The sequence below is a fragment of the Rugamonas rivuli genome, assembly GCF_009380165.1.
Lineage (GTDB): Bacteria > Pseudomonadota > Gammaproteobacteria > Burkholderiales > Burkholderiaceae_D > Rugamonas > Rugamonas rivuli.
The window spans coordinates 553,503-574,727 of sequence record NZ_WHUF01000001.1; the positions used below are offsets into that span (position 1 = coordinate 553,503).

17 protein-coding genes are annotated in these 21,225 nt (G+C 63.2%); 4 read left to right on the forward strand and 13 right to left on the reverse strand.

Going from position 1 to position 21,225, the window contains the following annotated elements; translation table 11 throughout:
• Positions 1-6: 6 nt before the first annotated feature.
• A complete protein-coding gene (locus tag GEV01_RS02465) occupies positions 7-1,533 on the reverse strand; it encodes an XrtA system polysaccharide chain length determinant (RefSeq protein WP_152801353.1) in 1,527 nt (508 codons plus the stop codon).
• 156 nt (positions 1,534-1,689) lie between these two features.
• On the opposite strand from GEV01_RS02465, the gene GEV01_RS02470 reads away from it, so the two are divergent.
• Together GEV01_RS02470 and GEV01_RS02475 are read left to right on the forward strand one after the other, a co-directional pair.
• Positions 1,690-2,295 carry an XrtA/PEP-CTERM system exopolysaccharide export protein gene (locus GEV01_RS02470; protein WP_152801355.1) on the forward strand — a complete coding sequence of 202 codons (606 nt, stop codon included), beginning with the start codon at positions 1,690-1,692 and terminating at the stop codon, positions 2,293-2,295.
• 110 nt (positions 2,296-2,405) lie between these two features.
• Positions 2,406-3,158, forward strand: a complete 753-nt coding sequence (locus tag GEV01_RS02475) for an N-acyl amino acid synthase FeeM domain-containing protein (RefSeq protein ID WP_152801357.1) — start codon at positions 2,406-2,408, stop codon at positions 3,156-3,158.
• A 2-nt stretch (positions 3,159-3,160) separates the two neighbouring features.
• On the opposite strand, the gene GEV01_RS02480 is transcribed toward GEV01_RS02475, so the two are convergent.
• From GEV01_RS02480 to prsT, 3 genes are read right to left on the reverse strand one after another with little or no spacing between them, the layout of a single operon-like run.
• Entirely contained in the window at positions 3,161-3,889 is a 729-nt protein-coding gene (locus GEV01_RS02480; protein ID WP_235914150.1) for a S1 family peptidase, read from the reverse strand.
• Positions 3,890-3,909: 20 nt separating this feature from the next.
• Positions 3,910-6,297, reverse strand: a complete 2,388-nt coding sequence (locus GEV01_RS02485) for a hypothetical protein (protein ID WP_152801361.1) — start codon at positions 6,295-6,297, stop codon at positions 3,910-3,912.
• Positions 6,298-6,305: 8 nt separating this feature from the next.
• A complete protein-coding gene (prsT, locus tag GEV01_RS02490) occupies positions 6,306-8,966 on the reverse strand; it encodes an XrtA/PEP-CTERM system TPR-repeat protein PrsT (RefSeq protein ID WP_152801363.1) in 2,661 nt (886 codons plus the stop codon).
• Positions 8,967-9,151: 185 nt separating this feature from the next.
• Here prsT and GEV01_RS02495 point away from each other — a divergent pair, with 185 nt between their 5' ends.
• Positions 9,152-10,432 (forward strand): nucleotide sugar dehydrogenase, encoded by a 1,281-nt coding sequence (locus GEV01_RS02495; protein WP_152801365.1) that lies wholly within the window; start codon positions 9,152-9,154, stop codon positions 10,430-10,432.
• The gene (locus GEV01_RS02500) at positions 10,432-11,493 is read left to right on the forward strand and encodes an SDR family oxidoreductase (protein ID WP_152801367.1); all 1,062 of its coding nucleotides are present in this window, start codon (positions 10,432-10,434) and stop codon (positions 11,491-11,493) included. Before GEV01_RS02495 ends, GEV01_RS02500 begins: the two co-directional genes overlap by 1 nt.
• Here the strand turns inward: GEV01_RS02500 and GEV01_RS02505 are convergent.
• The 9 genes from GEV01_RS02505 to GEV01_RS02545 all read right to left on the reverse strand — a co-directional run bounded on the left by GEV01_RS02505 (position 11,450) and on the right by GEV01_RS02545 (position 21,220).
• Positions 11,450-12,838, reverse strand: coding sequence for a SpoVR family protein (locus GEV01_RS02505; protein WP_152801369.1), 1,389 nt, complete (start codon positions 12,836-12,838; stop codon positions 11,450-11,452). The genes GEV01_RS02500 and GEV01_RS02505 overlap by 44 nt on opposite strands.
• Positions 12,835-13,980, reverse strand: coding sequence for a DUF444 family protein (locus GEV01_RS02510; RefSeq protein ID WP_152801371.1), 1,146 nt, complete (start codon positions 13,978-13,980; stop codon positions 12,835-12,837). The genes GEV01_RS02505 and GEV01_RS02510 overlap by 4 nt, the downstream gene beginning before the upstream one ends.
• 9 nt (positions 13,981-13,989) lie before the next feature.
• Positions 13,990-15,918, reverse strand: coding sequence for a serine protein kinase (locus tag GEV01_RS02515; protein ID WP_152801372.1), 1,929 nt, complete (start codon positions 15,916-15,918; stop codon positions 13,990-13,992).
• A 105-nt stretch (positions 15,919-16,023) separates the two neighbouring features.
• Positions 16,024-16,935 carry a LysR family transcriptional regulator gene (locus tag GEV01_RS02520; protein WP_152801374.1) on the reverse strand — a complete coding sequence of 304 codons (912 nt, stop codon included), beginning with the start codon at positions 16,933-16,935 and terminating at the stop codon, positions 16,024-16,026.
• A 104-nt stretch (positions 16,936-17,039) separates the two neighbouring features.
• Positions 17,040-17,462 carry a hypothetical protein gene (locus tag GEV01_RS02525; protein ID WP_152801376.1) on the reverse strand — a complete coding sequence of 141 codons (423 nt, stop codon included), beginning with the start codon at positions 17,460-17,462 and terminating at the stop codon, positions 17,040-17,042.
• Between the two features lie 562 nt (positions 17,463-18,024).
• On the reverse strand, positions 18,025-18,435 hold the full coding sequence (locus tag GEV01_RS02530) for an Hpt domain-containing protein (RefSeq protein ID WP_152801378.1): 411 nt from the start codon (positions 18,433-18,435) through the stop codon (positions 18,025-18,027).
• A gap of 95 nt (positions 18,436-18,530) precedes the next feature.
• Positions 18,531-19,406: a proteasome-type protease gene (locus GEV01_RS02535; protein WP_152801380.1), complete on the reverse strand. Its 876-nt coding sequence runs from the start codon at positions 19,404-19,406 to the stop codon at positions 18,531-18,533.
• 42 nt (positions 19,407-19,448) lie between these two features.
• Positions 19,449-20,252, reverse strand: coding sequence for a transglutaminase family protein (locus GEV01_RS02540; RefSeq protein WP_152801382.1), 804 nt, complete (start codon positions 20,250-20,252; stop codon positions 19,449-19,451).
• Between the two features lie 17 nt (positions 20,253-20,269).
• Complete coding sequence (locus GEV01_RS02545) at positions 20,270-21,220, reverse strand: alpha-E domain-containing protein (protein WP_152801384.1); 951 nt, start codon at positions 21,218-21,220, stop codon at positions 20,270-20,272.
• Positions 21,221-21,225: the final 5 nt, after the last annotated feature.

Consider the following 21,225-nt stretch of genomic DNA (forward strand, 5'->3'; position numbering starts at 1 on the left):
CTACTCCTAGTATCGCAACGCGGCCACCGCCAGGACGGCGCCATAAGCCACAAACAGGCAGGACAGGGCGGTGCCGAAGGCATAGCGGCCGCGCCGGCGTTTGATTTTCTGATTCTCGGTCCAGTTCATCGACACCGTGCCCAGCACCGGCAGGCCGGTGCGCTCGCGCAATTCGCTGGGACTGAGGAAGGTGGGCCGCACCTGGCTGATCAGTAAGGCCGCGGCGACGCCCGTCAGCAGCGCGCCGCCGAGGACCAGACTGGACAGCAGAATCCGGTTGGGCCCGACCGGCGTCAGCGGAATGGTGGGTGGATCGATGATCTTGAAGGTCATCATGTCGGTGGCGGAGCTCAGTTCACCGGACAGTTTGGCGGCCTCGCGCCGGCCGATCAGCTTCTCGTAGTTGTCTTTGTTGATCAGGTAATCGCGGTTCAGCTGGGCCAGTTCGGATTCGACTTCCGGCACGGCGTTGGCCTGCGCCAGCAGGCGCTGGTGGCGGGCCGCATACTCCTGCACGCGGGCGCTGATGGCCGCGACCTTGGCGTCGGCCTCGGTCTGCGCCACCTTGAGCTGTTGCAGCATGGGGCTGTAATTCTTGCCGGGATCGCCGGCGGGTTTGAGTTTGCTTTCCTCGACCTTGCGCGCTTCCAGCTGGGCCACCAGCCGCTTGGCGGCAACGATGTCGGGATGCAGCTCGGTGTACTGCATGCGCAGGGTGTCCAGGTTCTTGTTCAGCGCGGAGATGCGGCTGTCCAGCTCGGGGTTGTCGATGTTGGCCGGATTCAGGTCGGCGCCCAGCACCGGTTCGTCGCCGCTGACCTGGCTGCGGATGGCGTTGCGCGCCTGTTCGGCTTCGACCAGCTCCAGCTTGGCGGTATTGAGCGCGTCGGACGACTGCATCAGCTGGTTGCTGTAGTCCACACCCTGCCGGGGGAGCAGGCCGTTGTTCTTGAGTTTGAATTCCTTGACCGAGTTTTCCGCCGCGATCAGCTTGTCTTCGTAGGCTTTGATCTGGTCGTCGATGAATTGCACGGCTTTCTTGGTTTCACCATTCTTGCCTTTGAAACTACCTTCGACAAATATGGTCAACAGCGATTGCACGACGTCGCGCACCAGCTTGGGATTGCGGTTGTTGTAGGTGATGGTGTAGATGTCGTAGGTACCGGTGCCGCCGATTTTAATCTTGCTCATTAACTCGTCCAGTTGTTGTTCGTGATCGCGCGGGGTCTTGGCGTTCAAATCCAGGTCCACCATGCGCATGACACGTTCGACGTTGGGACGGCTCAGCAAGGTGCGGCTCATGATGGAGACCTGCTGCTCGACGTTGGGCACGCTGGTCATGCCGGACAGCAGCGGCTTCAGGATGCTCTGGGTATCGACAAACACACGCGCCGACGTCTGGTAATCGTCCGGCAGCGTGGCGACCTTGGCCCAGCCGGCGACGGCGACCAGCCACATGACGGCGATCGCGTGCCAGCGATATTTCCATATCCCCTGCAAGCTGATTAACAACTGGCTAATCATCTGCTCCATGGCACGGTTTCTCCGGTGATCTGGGGGAAGTGAAGCTAAATTATATGGCTCGAAAAATGCGGATTTTTCTTAACTGGGCAGTAGTTGAGACAGATCAAGCAGAGGCGGACGGCTTTTCTGAATCATGGAAGCCAGACTATTCAAGCGAGAGACGTCATGCATCCAATTCTGCGTATGGCCTTGTCGGCCGGGCTGGTGCTGCTGGCCGGATGTGCGCACCGCGCCGTGCTGCTGCCTGAAGAAGCGGTCGCGCCGCAGGGCGACTATCTGATCGGCGCCGGCGATGTCATCAGCATCAATGTCTGGCGCAATCCTGAGGTTTCGGTCAGCGTGCCGGTCAGGCCGGATGGCAAGATCACCACGCCGCTGGTCGAAGATCTGCAGGCGGCCGGCAAGACGTCCACCCAGTTGGCGCGCGATGTCGAGAAGGCGCTGGAAAAATACATACAGCAACCGATGGCGACGGTCATCGTCAACAGCTTCGTCGGGCCGTACAACCAGCAGATCCGTGTCATCGGCCAGGCGGCCAAGCCGCAGGCGCTGCCTTACCGGCAAGGCATGTCGCTGATGGATGTGCTGATCGCGGTGGGGGGGATCACGGATTTTGCCTCGGGTAACAAGGCCAATATCATCCGCACCGTGAACGGCACGCGGCAAAGCATACCGGTGCGGCTGCAGGACCTGTTGCGCGATGGCGATATTTCTGCCAATGTGGCGGTGCTGCCGGGCGACGTGCTGGTGATCCCGGAAGGCTGGTTCTGAAACGCAAAAAAATATTTTGATTGTTGGGGAACTTTTCATCCAAAAGGCAGGTCTGAAGAGCATGAGCCCAGTTTGTCCGTTTTCGGCAGCTGGCCGACAGACCTGACAGGATGCCAACCGTGCAATATGACGACGCGATAGTTTCTTTTGAAGCTGGTCCAGGCCTGCGCGACCTCGTGGTCGGCGAAGGCGTAGCCAATCAGGAATTGGACCATACCTTAGACCAACAGATCTTCCATATCCGCATGGCCAACTCGCAAGGCCGCCGCGAAGCGGCCAGCTTGTTGCTCAAGAAGATGTACGGATGGCGAGGCTACTCGGTCGATCCCAACGCCATTCATGCGCCGAACAAGATAACGCTGTTCGCCGAGACTGGCGGCCAGACGGTGGGAACAATGTCCCTGTGCCTGGATAACGACGAAGTCGGCCTGCCCGCCGACGAAATTTTCCGCGACAAGCTGGACGAACTGCGCGAACAGCGGCGCCGCCTGTGCGAGCCTTCGAAGCTGGCGATCGACAAGGGCGTGTCCAAACGCGTGTTCGCGGCGCTGATCCACATCTCGTACATCTATGCGCGCAACATCCATGGCTATACCGATTACGTGATCGAGGTGAACCCGCGCCATGTGATGTTCTACAAGCGCATGCTCGGCTTCCGGGACTTCGGCGGCGAGCGCGCCTGCCCGCGGGTAGGTGCACCGGCCGTGCTGCTGCGGCTGGAGCTGGAGTACATGGGAGAGCAGATCCGCCAGTTCGGCGGGCTGATGGAGCAGCAGACCACGGAGCGTTCCTTTTATCCGTACTTCTTCCCCACCTGGGACGAGCCGGGTATCACCGGGCGCCTGATCGCGGGCAAGACCTGAGCCTACTGTTCCGTGGCCGGCGCAAGGAAGCTGGCGGGGATGGCGTAGGCGATGCCGCTGGGCGCGCTGATGGCTGTCTCCTTGACGCCTTTGACGAACACCATATTGACCACGCCGATGACTTCACCCGTGTCGGGATCGAACAGCGGGCTGCCGCTGTTGCCAGGATAGGCAGTGCCGTCGAGCTGGAACACGACATAGGACGATTTTTGCAGCTGGTTGAGCACTTTAACGTCGAGCTTGCTGGAGCTGGTCGAGGGCGCGGCTACCGGCGTGATTGCGGATACCGTGCACCGGTGCGTGACCTGGCGTAGCCCGAGGACCATGCCGAGCGGGAAGCCCATGAAGGCCAGGGACTTCCCCTCCTGGACTGCGGCGGAGTTGCCCAGCTTGAGGGCAGGGAGCGGTGTACCGCGCACGCGCAGGCGGGCGAGGTCATGCTCCTTGTCGATCATCGTGATGGTGGCGGCACGGAACTGCGCGCTATCGCCATCGCGCACGAGCACGCCCATCGTGTCGCCCAAGTCCGCTCGCAGCAGTTCGTTGACGACATGGGCTGCAGTGACGATGGTCAAGCCGTCTTCGATGACGAAGCCGGAGCCGATGAAGGACAGGGCGGGGCTGCGGGTCTTCTGGAAGCTGCCGATGCCAACGACGGATGGCTTGACCAGGCCGATTGTACGGCTGAGTTCGTCTGCGGATGCCGACGGAAGCAGGCTCAGCGCTAGCAACAGGGAACAAAGGTGATGTCTTAGCATGGGGGACTCGCGGTGGAAGGAATGGGATGCGCAGGCCGCAGGGCGGCGGCGCACAACAACAGCATGAAAAGCACGGTGATGCGGGGCACGTCGAACAGGCTGTCGAACAGGCCCACTGTCTGCAACGCCACCAGCGCGGCAAGGAAGGCGGCGGCTTCGGCGCGCTCGGCGGCGTCTTGCGCCCGCCGCAAGAGCTCGGCGGCGGCGCTGCAGAGCAGGCCGGCATAGGCCAGCAAACCCGGCCAGCCCATTTCGACATACAGGTTCAAACCGAGGTTCTTGACATGCCAAGGCAGGTGGTGGTGATCGCTGCTGAAAAACCAGTAATCATTTGCGTCGGAAAAGCCGCCATTGCGCACCAGTTCCTGCTGATCGGCTGATCCGCGCAGGCTGACGTTGTCGATATCCAGGGCGGCATGTTCGCCCTCCACGGATATCTCCAGCTGCACCGGCCGCGTTGAAGCGCCGAGCAGGCCGGACGCCAGTGGAAATTGCAGCCGCTGCCAATTGGGTGCGCGCAAAATTTGACGCAATGGGATGGCAATGCAGCCTTGCGGGTACAGTAGTTGCCGCTCGCATAGATTCACGTGCAGAAAAGCCGGTGGACCGCTGTTGCGCGCGTCCAGTGCCAGCACATAGGCGGTCTCTGGTTGCACGGGAACGATATGCAGCATGCGCAGCATTTCACCGTAGCCGGCTTGATATTCGCCGGCTGTCAGTCTCAGATAGCGGTTGTCGTCCTGCTCCAGATAGCGGTAGCCGGGCGGCACCTCGTGCTGCTGGTTGCGCCAGTAATAGAGCGATGGAAACTTGCCGAATCCTGCGCCCAGCATGGCGGTATCCAGGTTATCGTCCATAAAGGCCAAGGTTCGGCTCCAATGGCTCACGCGGGCGGACAGGTCGCTGCCCGCGTTGGCAAAACGTTCGGCGACGAAGTAGCCATGGCAGGTCGGTATGGCGACGGCCAGCACGGCCGAGGCGGCCATGAGCGCCGTCACGTTGCGGCGGTTGGGGTACCAAGCGGGGCGTCGCTTCAGAAGGTTGAGCGTGATCGGAGACATCGCCATCAGTATCAGTCCGGCGCTGGGCGCAAGCGTTGCAGCGCCCGCGTGGTGGTAGGCGATCCATACCGTGCCGACCATGAGGCCGGCGAGTGCGTGCACGGCCAGCAGCGACAGCGTGCGGGAATATTGCCAGCTCAGCGCGAAAGCCAGACCTGAACACAGGAACATGAGATACGGTGCTTTCAGGATCGCGACGGCAGGTTCGCCAACCGGCAGCAACCAGGCCAGCATGCCGGCCAAGCCCAGGCCGCATGTCAGGCCGCTGATCAGCAGCGGGGGATGCAAGGTGCGGGTCGACAGTACCAGGGTTACCGACAACAAGCCCAGCGCCGCGGCGTAGCCGCGATAACCACTGCTCGCAAACACCAGGCTGAGCCCGCACGCGAGCAGCGAGGTTGCCGCCAACGCGGTGGCCATGGTCCGCCAACGATGCCTGAACACGCCGGTTCGTGACCAGGCCGCCAGCGGAAAACCTGCCAGCACGAGGAGGGCGAGGGCATAAGCGAGGTAGAGCCCGCGTGAAAACGTGGCGAGACCGGTGTAGAGCGACAGAGGCAGCAGCGTCATTGCCACCGCCTGGCGCACGGCGGAACGCGTGCCGAACAGCCAGGCCGCCAGCAGTGGAACACTCATCGCAAGATAGCCATCCAAGGCCGCGCCGCCGGTATGCATGGCCGAGAACGGCGCGGTGATGCGGTAGTCGCTGGCGAAATTGAGCAGGCCCGGGAACTGCCAACGCTCGTGTATGGCGGCCATGAGTACGCCCGACAGTCCGAGCAGCATGCCGGGCAAGAAGAATCTGCGCAAGCCGTCGAGCGCCGGTCCCGCCGCCTGTTTTAACGACGGCAACAGTACGAAGCCCCAGAACCAGGCCTTGCCTACCCGTAGCGCGTTGTAGGGACTCAGATAGTTGTTGAAGGAATTCGCGTCGATGGCGGGCAATGGCTGCAAGCCGCGCCACAAGCCAATGCAGCAGGCGATGCCCAATCCCCACAAACTCAGATGGAACATCGGCGGAAAGTGCGGCTGCAAGGCCGAGCGGTCGAGACGCCAGTAGCAGGCGCCAGCCGTCAGGCAGAGCAGCACATCGATTTCCTCGACAAAGAACCAGCCGGTATGCGGCGCCAGGTCCAGCACGGGAAGCAAAGCCGGCAAGGCCAGCAGCCACAACGCAGGCCGCCACCACAGCAGCGTGCCATAACCCATCACGATCGCCGGCAGCCAGCTGCCATGCAGGGGATAGACGCTCAGAACCGTAATCGCGCCGCCGAAAAACACCAGCGAAAGCAAGCGGTTGCACCACGGCGGCAGGCGCACGGACTTCCTCAACGCGGGCGAGCCGCGCGTTGTTCGCCGGACTTCGCCAACGCAGCGCTCAGGTGATCGCGGATGTCGTTGTTGGCGGGGGCGGTGGCGGCGGCCGACTTCAGCAAGGGCAGCGCGCGGTCCAGCCGGCCTTGTTCTGCCAGCAGCCAGCCCAGCGTGTCCATCACCGATGCGTCCGCCGGCGCCAACTGATATGCCTGCTCGGCCAGCGCCAGCGCGCGCGGATCTTTTTTCTGCTGATATAACCATGCCAGGTTGTTGAGCGCCATCGCATGGCGCGGCGACTGCTTGAGAATCAGCTCCAGCTGAGCTTGACTAGCGGTGAAATCCTTGTCGGCCAGCAGGCTACTGGAAAAATACAGGCGTGTCGTCTGGTCGTCCGGATGGGCATCGAGCCACTGCAGCACGCGGCTGCGGGCATCGCGTGACTGGCCCGCCTGCAGCATGGCGCCGTGCAGCGGTATCAACAGCGCGCCTGACGGCTGCATGTCATACGCCTTGCGGTACAGCGCCAGTGCCGGTTGAAGATTCTTTTGTGCCATCTGCACATCGGCTTCCAGCTTGTAGGGCAGCGCGCTGTCGCCAGCGGTCTTCTGGAAGCCGCGCACTGCCTGCATGGCTTTGCCGTAGGCGCGCTGTTCGAGCAACAACGTGACCAGGCCGACCTGCGCGGGCGCATAGTTCGCCTGCAGCGACAACGCCTTGTTGAGCGCTTGCAGTGCGCCATCGTTGTCGCCGGTGGCGCTGCGCAGGACCGCGATGCGCACCTGTACCTGGGGCGAGCTGGGCTGGACCACCGCCAGCTTGACCAGATGGTCCAGCGCCGCATCGTTGTTGCGGTTGCGCAGTTGCAGCTCAGCCATGAAGGACAACGCTTCCGCGTTGGCCGGGTTGGTCGCCAGCAGCTTTTGCGTCAGCACCAGCGCCTTGGGCAATTCCTTGTTGCGCACATAGAACTGCGCCAGCATCAGGTTCAGTTCCGGTACGTCCGGATGCTCCCGGACCGCGCGCTCCAGCCAGCCCCCGGCCTGCGCCGCATGGCCCTGCGAGATCGCCAGGTTCGCCAGCGCCGTCATGATGTCGGCATTCTTGCCATCCTTGGACAGCGCCGCCTCGAGACGCAGCCTTGCTGGCTCGGGCCGCTTATCGACCAGGTCCATCTGCGTCAGGTTGTCCAGCGCCGGCAAATACACGGGATCGAGCGCCAGTGCGCGCTCGAAGGCGGTCCGGGCGCCGGCGCGGTCGCGGTTCATCAGCAGCACGCCGCCTTTCAGGTTCTGCACCATGGGGTTGTCGCCATTCTGGCTTTCCAGTTGTTTGACGGCGGTCAGCGCCTTGGCGTAGTCCTTGTTGCGCAGGTGGGTGAGGGCGAGCAGCACGCCGGCGCGCGAAGATTTCCCGTCCAGGCTGGTAGCCCGCTCCAGCTCGGCGACGGCGCGCGCGGTGTCGCCCATGCCGATGTGGCTGACGGCGATGGCCGCGTGCAGCATCGAGGTCTGCGGTGCCAGCGCGCTGGCTTTCTCGAAATAGCTGGCGGACTGGGGATATTGCCTCAGCCGCATATAGATTTCGCCGGCCAGCGACATCATTTCCAGATCCTGCTGGTTGTTGTCGAACAGCGGCTCGACGATGGCCAGCGCCTGCTCGGGATTACCGGTTGCCATCAGCACCGCGGCCAGCTGCTTGCTCGCATAGGCGTGACCGGGCTGCGCGTCCAAAAATTTTCTCAAGTGCTGCTCGGCCTGCGGGTAGTTGGCGAGGCCGCGCAATACGGTTCCCATCAGCAGATTGCTGGGCAAGTGATCCGGGGCTGCGCGCAACACCAGTTGCAGACGTTCCTGCGCGGCCGCCAGCTTGCCTTCCCTGAAATCGAGGAGCGCCTGGGTATAGGCGGCCATCAGGCTGTTCGGTGAAATCTTGCGCGCAACGGCGAGTTCGGCCCTGGCTTCGTTCAGCTTTCCGGTTTGAATGTACAGGCTGGCGATGTCGATATGCGGCTGCACCAGCTCGGGCCCCAGTTTGAGCACGTGCTGATATGCCGTCAATGCCCCTGCAGTCTGCCCCAACGTGCGCAGCAGGTCGCCTTGCAGGCGCAGCGCGTCGACGTCGTCGGGCGTCCCCTGCAGGGCTTGGGTAATCAGGCGCAGGGCCGTCTCCCGATCATGCGCATCCAGCGCCAGCCTGGCCTGGCCCAGCAAAGCACCTGGCTGGCCAGGATGCTCGGCCAGCACCTGCGCGAAGACTGCGCGCCCCTCGTCCACGCGATCCAGCCCGACCAGGGCGTGACCGCGCAAGACCTGCAGTTGCGGCTGCTTCGGATCAGCCTTGATGTCTTCCAGCAGCCTGGCGTACTGGCCTTGCAGCAGCAAGCTTTTGCCCAGCAGCGGCAGCACGTTGGCGGGTGGCATGCCCAGATCCATTGCGCGGCGTAACTCTTTGTCTGCCGACAGGACGTCGCCGGCGCCCAGATACAGTTGCCCCAGCATCACCCGCGCGGGGCCGCTCGACGGGGTGCGTTGCAGGAGATTCTTGAGCTGGATCACGGCGGCGCGCGTATCGCCGGCGGCCAGATATTGCCTGGCCTCCGACATCAGTTGCTCGTCGCTTTGCATGCGGCCGCAACCGGCAAGCAGCAGCAATACCCACAAGACACGCAACATGAGACTCTCCCTGGCGAACGGTATGACTAGAGTAGGAAGTCTGATCGCGCCGCCCTTTGATCGGTCGCAAACGGACACGCCTTGCCCTGCAATCGGCAGCCGTTTGCGCCACCTCAACAGCGCGGCGGACACGCTCCGTAGAATCGGCCGAGACGTGTGGCCAACGCTTGGACGCGAGGTGACTTATGGAAGTCGTAGCCGTGGTGGGATTGGGATATGTGGGCTTGTCGCTGGCGGTGGCTTTCGGCACGCGCCGCCGCACCATCGGCGTGGACCTGTCGGCGCGCAAGGTCGCCAGTTACCGGCGCGGGATCGATCCGGGCGGCGAAGTCTCCGCCGCGCAGTTCGCGGCGGCGCGCTGGCTGGAGATGGGTTGCGACGCCGCCGCGCTGAGCGAAGCCGACTACATCGTGGTCGCCGTGCCGACGCCGGTCGACGCCGCGCACAATCCGGATTTCTCCGCGCTGATCGGCGCCAGCCAGTCGGTGGGGCGCTACATGAAGGCTGGGGCGGTCGTGATCTACGAGTCCACCGTCTACCCCGGCGCGACCGAGGAAATCTGCATCCCCGTGCTGGAACAGTGCTCGGGCTTGCGATGGCAGCGCGATTTCCACGTCGGTTTCTCGCCCGAACGCATCAACCCCGGCGACAGCGAACACACGCTGGCAACGGTGCGCAAGATCGTCGCGGGGGACGACCACGCCACGCTGCAACGCGTCGCCGCACTGTACGAGGAAGTGGTGGGCGCGGGTGTGCATCGCGCCTCCAGCATCATGGTCGCGGAAGCGGCCAAGGTGATCGAGAACACCCAGCGCGACCTCAACATCGCACTGATGAACGAACTGGCGATCATCTTCGACCGGCTCGATATCGATACGCTGGAGGTCTTGCAGGCGGCCGGCACCAAGTGGAACTTCCTGCCGTTCCGGCCTGGCTTGGTGGGCGGACATTGCATCGGCGTCGATCCTTACTACCTGACGCACAAGGCCGAGATGCTGGGCTACCATCCGCACGTGATACTCGCCGGGCGCCGCATCAACGACGGCATGGCCAAGTTCGTGGCTGAAAAAACCGTCAAGGAAATGGTGCGTGCGGGGTTCAAGCTCAAGGGTTGCCACGTCAACGTGCTGGGGCTGACATTCAAGGAAAACTGCCCGGATCTGCGCAATTCCAAGGTGGCCGACCTGATTGCCGAGCTGGAGTCCTACGGCTTGCAGGTCCACGTCCACGACCCGGTGGCGGACCCGGACGAGGCCCACCACGAATACGGTGTGCAGTTGCAGTCCTGGGAGGCGCTACCTTGCGCCGAGGCCCTGATCAGCGCGGTGGCGCATCGAGAACTCACCGAAAGGCCGTTGCACCAGATCCGCGCCAAGATCGTGCAGGACGGCTGCTTCATCGACCTCAAATCCCAGTTCGACGAGCGGGACCTGCGGGAGAGCGGGCTCAGCGTCTGGAGGCTGTGATGGCCGACTATGAAAATGGCACGCCGGCCACCACCAGTTACCAGGACGCGCGCGAGCAGCTGCAGCAGCGGCAGTACCGCTGGGTAGTCACCGGCGCGGCGGGTTTCATCGGCTCGAACCTGTTGCAGACACTGCTGGAACTTGGCCAGTGCGTCGCCGGCGTGGATAATTTCCTGACCGGCTATCACCACAACCTGGACCAGGTCAGGGATGCCGTCGGCTCGGAAGCCTGGCGCCGCTTCGAGCTGATCGAAGGCGACATCCGCGACATGGCAACCTGCACCCAGGCCTGCGACCGAGCCGATTTCGTGCTGCACCAGGCCGCGCTGGGCTCGGTGACGCGCTCCCTGCGCGAGCCCTTGCTGTGCAACGACATCAATATCGGCGGCTGGCTCAATGTGCTGGAGGCCGCGCGGCTGGCCGGTGTGCGGCGCATCGTGTATGCAGCCTCCAGCGCCAGCTACGGCGACCACCCGGCCTTGCCCAAGCAGGAGGCCCATGTCGGCAGGGCTTTGTCGCCTTATGCCTTGACCAAATATGTGAACGAACTGTACGCGGATGTCTATGCGCGCTGCTACGGCACCGAAACGATAGGCCTTAGATATTTCAACGTGTTCGGTCCGCGCCAGGACCCATCCGGCGCCTATGCCGCAGTCATCCCCCAGTGGATCGCGGCGATGATAGGACGGCGGCGGCTGGTCATCAACGGCGACGGCGAAAGCAGCCGGGATTTCTGCTACGTCGCCAACGCCGTGCAGGCCAATCTGCTGGCCGCGCTGACCGACCGCAAGGATGCCGTCAACCAGGTCTACAACGTCGCGCTCAATTCCCGCACCAGCCTGAACGAACTCTATCTGATGCTGCACGGCCTGCTGGTGGAGCGGTATCCCCACCTGCGCGACTTCCAGCCCGAGTATGGTGAGTTCCGCGCCGGCGATGTCCGGCATTCCCAGGCCGATATCGCCAAGGCCAGGGAATTGCTGGGCTACATGCCGACCCACGATCTGCGGCGTGGACTCAGGCAGGCTTTGCGCTGGTATGTGCACTATCTGGGTGGCTGACCGTCAGCACGCGCTGCGCACCGCGAAAGTCCACTGTATGCAGCGTGACCGGTTTGTGCCAGATGCGCGCCACGTAGTTGAGTACCTGTTCCGCCGCCGCCAAGTCCAGGCCACGGCCGTCGCTGGCATGGTCGTGCCGTAGCACCAGGCTTTGATCTTCGTGTACGCGGTCGACGGCGATGCGCGGCGCTCCGTAGTTGTAGCGGGGGCGCAGGATAGCCTCCCGCACAGCCTGTATGTCACGGCTGAGCACACGTGTTTCGCCATCCTTGCGCACCTGATAGCTGAACAAATTCAGTCGGTCCGCCAGCGGCGCGTCCAGGTAGTTGCGGATGAAGCCGAAATCGTCCTCTTCCGAGCAAATGCGGCGTGCCGCCTCGATGCCATGCCGCTCGACGATATGCTCCCACATGCAGAAACCCAGATGGTAGGGATTGATCGCCAAGGCCAGCTGATGTTCGCCTGCATACGGCCGCACGACGTCGGAATGCACCTTGAGCGCTTGTAGATAAAGCGCGTGCGGCAGGAATTCCGCCTCGCGCAGCAGGCGCGCGTGCCAGTAGCATGCCCAGCCTTCATTCATGATCTGGCAAGCATGGACCGGATAGAAATAGAGCGATTCCTCACGCACCGCCAGCAGGATATCGCGTTCCCAATCCTGCAGTTCCGGCGCGTGGCGGGCGATGAACCACAGCAGGTCGTACTCAGGATATGGCGGCTGGCCCGGCCGATCCACCGGCGCGGCACCTGCCGGTTCGCCACCAGGCAAAGCCTGATAGCGCTGCTGGAAGGGGCCGGGCAGCGGCGGCTCCGCCGGCGTGGCGACGGGGTAGGGCGGGCGATACAGCTCCTGCTGGATGTCGATGTGCGGTTCCAGCGCCAGCGCCGCGTCCAGCACGGCTTCGACGGCGGGCCGGCCGTGGCGCGTCAATGCCTGCTCCAGCCGGTGCGCCCTGGCGGCGCTCTGTTCCAGGATGTGCCCGCCCGCCATCTTCATGAAACGCTCGAACAAGGCGTTGCGGCGGACGAAGTCCGCGTGGCCGATGACATGGGCAGCCACCAGCGTATTCTCGGCCAGGCTGTTTTGATTCATCAGGTAGGCCCGGCAGGGATCGCCGGGGAACATCACCTCGAAGATGCGCGAGTGTCCCATGTTCTGATGCAGCAGCTGGTGGATGTAGCGCAGCCCGAACGACCAGTGATGCATGCGCACCGGCACGCCATAGACCGCAATTTCCAGCATGAAGTTTTGCGGCACCAGTTCGAAATCCACCGGATAGTATTCCAGCCCGAGTTCAGCGGCCAGTTGCTCGATGCGCGCGGTGTAGTCCTCCAGCGTACTCATGCACGCTCCTCCGCGGCCGCCTGCCGCACCAGGAATTGCTTCAGCGCGGAGACCACGTCTTCAGCCTGGGTCAGCACCACGCTGGACAGCGGCAAGCCCTGGCGCTCGCGCTCTTTCCACAGGCGGCCCATCTCGGTTTCCAGCATGCGCGGCATGCCGGGCAGGGTTTCGACATAGCCGAGATAGTTCATACGGCCGGCCAACTGTCCCAGCGATTGACTGGCGGCCGTCCGGTCTTCCGAAAAATTGTCGCCGTCCGAGGCGTAGAACAGGTAGCTGTTGTAGCTGGCCGCATCATAGTGCTCGTCCAGCAGTGATTGCGCGAGGTGGAAGCCGGTGGAAGCCATGGTGCCGCCCATGCCGCTGACCTCGAAGAAATCGCGCTCGTTGAACTCCCAGGCGCGCGCCGCGTGCGCAAGAAAGCGCAGCTCCACGTGGCGGTAGCTGCGGCGCAAGCCTTGCAGCGCCAGGAAAAAGAAGGTCTTGGCCAGGCGCCGTTCGGGCTGCGTCATGCTGGTCGACACATCGAGCATGAAGAACACCACTGCGCTGCTGCTCGGACGCGGCCGTTCCACCAGTTGGCGGAAGCGCAGATCGTCATTAGTGAAGGACGCCGGCGCGCTCTGCACGGCACGCCGCTTGATCGCCTCCTTGACGGTGCGGCGCCGGTCCAGCCGCGAGCGGGCGCCGTGTTTGTCCCATCCGCGCTGCAAGACCTCGGGCTGTTCCAGCGTGGCCTGGCCGCGTGGCTGCAGCGACGGCAACTGGAACTCCTCCCACAACCAGTCCAGGATGTCATCGATGGCAAGCTCCATCATCAGCGTTACCTCGCCCGGCGCATTGCCCGCGCCACTGCCGTCGCCGTGCTCATCGTCCGCCGGCAACAGCAGGTCGCCAGGCTGCCCCGGTCCCTGGCCGGCGGCCGTGTTGCTGTTCCCCTCGGCGAGGCGGAAACGTGCGTGTTCAAGCAGCCGCAGCGGCACCTGCACGCTGCGCTGGCCCGCCTCGCTCATCAGGTCGGGCGAGGAAATGATGTCCGGCAGATGGTCGCGCACGGCGCTGCGGACCTTGTCGTTATGCCGCAACCAGTCGCGCGCACCGCGGGAAAACAATTCGTACCAGTCGGGTTGGCGGGTCTGCATCGTCCGGCCTCATTCCTGCGCCAGCAGCGTGGTGACATAGTTCAGCGCCTCGCGCGCACCGTGGCTGTCGTAGCCGTACTCGTCGACCAGCCGGCCTTCGACGGCGGATATCTTGGCGCGCACATCGTCGTCGGGACGCTTGCTGGAACTGACCAGCCGCAGCACGTCGCGCCGCTGTTCGAACAGGTATTGCTGCAAGGCGTCGCGCAACTGCGCATGGCTGCCCAGGCCGAAGGGCTGGCCGCGCTTGTAGGCGCTCATGGCTTTGCGCACCACCTCTTGCCGGAACGATTGCTTGCCCGAATCGGAGATCGCGATCTTTTCCTCGACCGCGCGCAGGAAGCGTTCGTCCGGGCGCCGCTCCTCGCAGGTGATGGGGTCTTTCACTTGCCGGTTGTCCAGCATGGCCTCGACCTCGTCCAGGTACTTGCCCAGCAGTTCCTCCACCTCCTGCTCGAAGGAGACGAACAAGGCCTTGTGCACATCCTCCTTGACCCAGCGATTGTAGAAATCCTTGCGTGTCAACACGAGGTAGTCCACCCATTTGCGCTTGCGGGCCGATTCGATGCGGGCATCACTCTCGATGCCGTCCTTTAACGCCAGCAGCAAATCCATAGTGGTCAGGCTGCTGCGGGACGACTGGATAATGGCGTTCGACAGGGCGTTGATCACGAAGCGCGGCGACACACCGGCCAGGCCTTCGTCCGGCGCCCGGTCTTTGCTGCGTATCCGCTGCGCCTCGGCCTGGTGCACGCCGTCCACATCCTCGCCCGCATGGATGCGCACCCGCTTGGCCAGCTCGCCGTCGCGTTCCTCGCCCTCGTGCAGCCGGGTCAGCACAGCGAACACGGCCGCCGCGTGCAGCACATGCGGGTCCAGGTGCACGCTGCGGAAAGCGGGCGCGGCCGCCAGGATCAGCTTGTGATAGATGCGCGCCTCTTCGCGATAGTTCAGCGTGTAGGGCACTTGCACGATCACCATGCGGTCCAGCAAACCCTCGTTCTCGCTCTCCTGCAGGAACTTGCGGAACTCGGCCAGGTTGGTGTGAGCGAGGATGGTCTCGTCGAGATAGATCAGCGGAAAGCGCGCCACCTTGACGTTTTTTTCCTGCGTCAGCGTCAGCAGCAGGTACAGGAACTCGCGCTTGACCTTGAGGATCTCGATCATCTCCAGCATGCCGCGGCTGGCGGCGTACACGGCGCCGGACCACGACCACGCGCGCGGATCGCCCTCGTCGCCAAACTCGGCCACCTTGGACAGGTCGACCGAGCCGACCAGGTCGGCGATGTCGGCGGTGTTCGGGTCATGCGGCGCATAGGTGCCGACGCCGCTGCGCCCGGCTTCGGAAATGAAAATGCGCTCGACCGGCATGCGCAGGAAGTCGCCGCTCAGCTCGTGCTCAAGCCGGGCGCGGCAGTGCGGACACAATTCGCCCGCCACCTCCACGCCATAGGTTTCGCGGAAGCCGGAGCGCATGGTGTGCGGCACCAGGTGCAGCGGCGATTCATGCACCGGACAGCCGGCGATGCCGAACAGGGCGCCGGCATCGGTGTAGCTGTATTCCTCCAGCCCGCGCTTGAGCCGTATCACCAGCGTGGACTTGCCGCCCGACGGCGGGCCCAGCAACAGCAGCAGCCGCCGTCCGACCTCGGACCCGGCCGCCGCCGCCTTGAAGTAATCGGCCACGCGCGCCAGCGCATCGTCGATGCCGAACAGTTCGTCCGCGAACAACGTGCAGCGCAGCTTGCCGTCCTCGCCTTGCTGTCCGCTCCAGCACAACATGTCCCAGATGTATTGATGCGAGCTGCGCACGAACTGGCAGGGCGCCGCCGGCAGCACCTGCTCCATGAACTGCGCGAAGCTGCCGCTCCAATGCCCCGCCCGGTGCTGACGCGTGAAGGCGTGCAATTGCTCCCTGTATAGTTCGCGTTGATCCATCGCCCCATTCCCTCCTGTGTGGTCAGCACATTCGAGTATCTGCGCTGGCGCAGACGGGTCGTATGATCCGCGTCAAACGGAACCGGGGATTTTTATGGCTGAAAATCAGTCAACGCGGTCCCATGGCGGCGTGCCGGCGAATTCCTCGACCAGGAAATCGATCATCACCCGCACCTTGGCGCTCAGGTGGCGGCGGCTGGGGTAGACCGCCAGCACATCGATATCGGGCATGTGGAAATCGGGCAGCACCTGCACCAGGTCGCCGGCGCGCAAGTCGGCGCCGACCAGGAAGCTGGGTTGCCAGATCACGCCCAGGCCGCCCAGGGCGGCGCTGCGCGCAGTGTCGCCATTGTTGGTGTGCATGACGCACGCCACCCTGACCGCGTGCGGCTGGTTCTGGGCGTCGAGCATCTGCCATTCGTCGGCGGTGGCTGCGTAGCTGTAGCCGATGCAGCGGTGCCGCAACAGGTCGGACGGCTGCAGCGGCATGCCGTGCTCGGCGATGTAGGAGGGCGCGGCGCACAGGATGTTGCGGGAGGTGGCCAGCTTGCGCGCCACGTTGGACGCCGACCCGGCGCGCGAGATGCGGATCGCCATGTCATAGCCTTCCTCGACGATGTCGACCACGCGGTCGATCAGCGCCACATCCAGTTGCACGTCGGGATACTTCTTCATGAACTTGGCCCACAGCGGCGCCAGGTGCAGCACGCCGAAACTGAGCGGCGCGTTGATGCGCAGCACGCCCAGCGGCTGCATGGTGGCCGAGGAAACGATCGCTTCGGCCTCGGCCACATCGTCCAGGATGGACTTGGCGCGCTCGAACAGCGCCTCGCCGCTGGAGGTCAGCGACATCTTGCGCGAGCTGCGGTTCAGCAACCGGGTTTGCAGATGCGCTTCCAGGTCGCTGATGTAGCGGGTGACATTGGCGGGCGAGGTGTCGAGTGCATCGGCTGCGCGGGCGAAACCTTCCCTGCGCACCACTTCGACGAATACTTCCAGCGCACGCAACCTGTCCATACACGACTCCCATTCATGTTTTATAAAGTATAAATCAGCAAGAAAATAAAAAAGCCGCAGCACCCGTGTGGTGTTGCGGCTCTATGGCAGGGCAGGCAAGTCGCTCAGCGCGGAATGTAGTTCACGTTGGCGGCTTCTTTGATCACGCGGCTGGCACTGATGGTGGCGTTGCCGCCGCCTTGCACGGCCGCCGTATTGCCGTGGTACATGCCAACCAGTCCAACGGCCGCCTGGGCATCGCCGGCATTGGCGGCGCGTTCGAACAGCTGCATGGCCTCGTTACGTTTGGCCGGGTTGGACAGGTAGCGCAGCGCCAGTTCGCGCTGGGCCACCGGCGAGCCCTGATCGGCCCACTCCTGCAGCCGGCGCTCGGCGGCGGCCTGGCCTTGCGGCCCCAATTGCGTCGCCATGGCTTCAATCACGGTCGGCGAGGGTACCGCGTCTTCCTGCGCCTGACAGGCGATCAGCGCGCCCACCAGAACCAGTACCGACGATACCAGCACGCCAGACTTGTTGAATAATTCCATATTTTAGTTACCCTTGGTTAAAGCAGTACCACTGTCGGCGAGGAAAGCCTTCCTACAATTCTGTCCAAGGCTAAAACCTGAGGCCGTCTGCTGCGGCACTTCAAGTCCGGCGGGCGCGTGTTCCGCGCTCCGTCGCATTGCACCATTATACTTGCGCTGGGACAAATTATCAATTGCGCAAGATGCTCTGACGCAATAATTTCCTCTTTCTATTCTACAAAATTGCAAAAAAACATGGCGCACACTAGGTACGGCCTTGCTAGTCTGCTGTCGCTTGCCAATCCGGAGGGGATATTATCACGAAGCTTTTGCGGCTCCGGATTGCAAGACGATAATCAGGGTAACAATTGTAACCATTCGTTAAGGGGCGTCGGAAAGCCGTGGCACGGCGTCCTTGGTTGCATTGCAGCACAAGCAAAAATTCATATTTACTGAACAATATGCCCGAACTTAGTTGAGCGCAATCTTTGCGTCGTGATAAATAGTTGAGTGTGGCGCAGGAATCGCCAACGGCAGAGAAAACCGTGCAGTTACCACTGGTGATAGTGGTATGGAGCCAGTGCTAAGCCTGGGCTGTTTGTCCGCTTTGCGGGGCGTTGCGTTGCAGCCAGGCATCAGCTGACTGCAATACCAGCTGGTACTCGGATTCCAGCGTGGCAAACAGCGGGGGAATTTGATCCAGGTGGCGCTCGGCGATGGCTTGCTCCAGCTTGAGCGAGGCCACCACCAGCCGCTTGGCGCCCAGTGTGCCGATCGAGCCGCGCAGGCTGTGCAGCGTCTTGCCGGCGTCGGTGTAGCGCTCTTCGCGCAGCGCGGCGGCGGCTTGCTGTACCGGCGTCATGCCGGGCGCGCAGGCGTCGCGCACGATCTTCGAGACGATGGTCAACGCCTTGCCGTCATTACCCATGTACTTGAGCAAAGTATCGACCGAAAAGATAGTCTCCTCGGATGCCGGCGGGGTTGCGTCAGACATGCATCGCTCCATGAAGGTGGTTTTTTTATTTATCATACTCTTTCCAGCCATGCGCTACGTGCTGGAGTGTTGCAATTATGCAGTATCTCGGCCTGCTATTGCTGTCCGTCATGGAATTGCTGCGCCAGTGTCTGCAGCGGCGTGCTGGACGGTGGCGGCAGCGCCACGCCGGCCGGCGGCGCCACGCGCACTGGCTTGCTGCCGGTGGCGGCTGAATGCAACACGTTGCCGGTGGTTTCAGGCGCGGCATCCCAGACCGGCTTGTCCAGTCCTTCAAACACGCTCTTCAATTGATGGCCCCAGGTGTTGCGTATCATCTGGAAGTACTGGTTGCGTTCGTCGATGGTGACGAAATGGGTCACGGCCAGTTGTTCGTTACCGTAGACCAGCAAATCCAGGGGCAATCCTACCGACACGTTGGAGCGCAAAGTGGAATCCATGGAGATCAACGCGCACTTGGCGGCGTCGTCCAGGCTGGTGGCGGGCGTCACCACGCGGTCAATGATGGGCTTGCCGTATTTGGCCTCGCCGATCTGGAAATACGTGCTTTCATCGTGCGATTCGATGAAATTGCCGGCCGAATAGATCTGGAACAAGCGGCAGCGCTCGCCCTTGATCTGGCCGCCGAAAATGATGCTGACATTGAAGTCGATGCCGAACTCGGCCAGCGCCTTGGCTTCGCGCTCGTGCACCTGGCGCACGGCGTCGCCCAGGATGCGGGCGGCCTCGTGCATGCTGGGCGCGGTCCAGATGCTGCGGCCGTCGGCATTCTGCTGTTCGGCCACCAGCTGGCGTATCGATTGCGAGATCGACAGATTGCCGGCGGTCATCATCACCATCATGCGCTCGCCGGGAATCTCGAACACGCTCATCTTGCGGAAGGTGCCCACCTGGTCCACCCCGGCGTTGGTGCGCGAATCCGATAAAAACACCAGCCCGGCATCCAGGCGCATGCCCACACAATAGGTCATCGTTACAAGTTATTGATTAGAAGAATAAATATTGTACACCCCTCATTGGGGCACGATCTGCACATCCACGCTCATCGACTCCATGCCGCCACCGCGCCGCACACCGCGCACCGGCGCCGCCGCGTCGTAGTCGCGGCCGATGGCCAGGCGACAATACGCGTCCGTCATCAGGCGCGCATGGGTCACATCGATGCTGACCCAGCCGCTGTAATCGCGGTCCTCGGCCCAGGCGTCCACCCAGGCGTGGCTGGCCGCGTGGTCGCTGGTTTCCGGGTCGATGTAGCCGGACACATAGCGCGCCGGTATTCCATGCGCATGGCAGCAGGCCAGGAACAGGTGGGCATGATCCTGGCACACGCCCTCGCCAAGCGCCAGCGCGTCGCTGGCCGTAGTGGTGACGGCGGTCGCACCGCTTTGATACCGGACCGCACCAAAGATGTGCTCCGCCAGGCACATCAAGTCCTTGGTCTGCGCCTTGCCGTCCGGCAGGCAGGATGCCGCCAGCTCCAGGATGCCGGGCGTCTGTTCCGTCAGCCGCGTGGACACCGTGTAGATCAGCGGCGACAGGCTGTCGCCGTTGGGAATGCGGCCCTGTTTCGGGCTGCTGGTCTCGACCACGCCGCCGGCCACGATGGTCAGCCCCTGGTGCGGCAGGTTCATCGTCATCATGTGCGACAGGTTGCCGTAGGCGTCCGTGTAACCATGCACATGGCCGGGCATGGCGATATGCCAGGACAGCACATGCTGCTGCGCCTCCACCCGCGGTGTCAGGTGCAATTGCTGGATGGTGTAGGCCAGCGGCGTACTGTAGGTGTAGCGGGTTTCGTGACGTATCGTCAGTTGCATAACATGGCCTCGTGTCGTCAAACCGCCAGCGGCACCAGGAAATCGCGGCTGACGCGGTTGCCCAGTTGATAGATGTCCGACAGGAAGCCGGTCAGGGTGTCGTGCAGGCCGGCCGCGAGGATGTCATCGATCTTGCCGAATTGAAGTTCGGCGTGCAGCTTGCCGGCGCAGCGCTCGGTGTCGGCGGATACATCGTTGCGTACTTCGCGCAGATTCTGCACCACCTCGTCCATGCAGGCCAGCAGCGAGCGCGGCATGTCGGCACGCAGCATCAGCAGCTCGGCGATGCGCGCCGGGGTGATGACGTCGCGGTACACCTTGCGGTAGATCTCGAAGCCGGATACCGAACGCAGCAACGCACCCCAGTAATAAAAATCGCGCTGGGTCATGGCCTCGCCGGTGCTGTCGGCGCTGCCGCCGTGGAACTTCACATCCAGGATGCGGGCGGTGTTGTCGGCCCGCTCCAGGAAGGTGCCCAGCCGGATGAAATGCACGGCCTCGTCGCGCAACATGGTGCCCACGGTGACGCCGCGCGACAGGTGGGAGCGGAACTTGACCCACTCGAAGAACTTGCTGGGATCGGTTTCCAGCAGATCGCTGTTCAAGCGCTTCTGCATGTCCAGCCAGGTCTGGTTCTGGATTTCCCACACTTCCGTGGTCAGCGTACCGCGCACCGCGCGGGCATTCTCGCGCGCCTCGGTCAGGCAGGCCACGATGGAGGAGGGATTGTCCGGGTCGCGCACCATGAAATCGATGACGGCACGCGCTTCCAGCGTATCGTACTTGCGGTCGAAGGCGGACTGCAGCTCGGAAATGCCGAGCATGGCCCGCCAGCCCTGCAGGTTTTCCTCGTCGGACTGCGGCAGCATCGACGTTTGCACATTGACGTCCAGCATGCGGGCAGTGTTTTCGGCGCGCTCGGTGTAGCGCGCCATCCAGAACAGATGATCGGCGGTGCGGCTTAACATGGGGT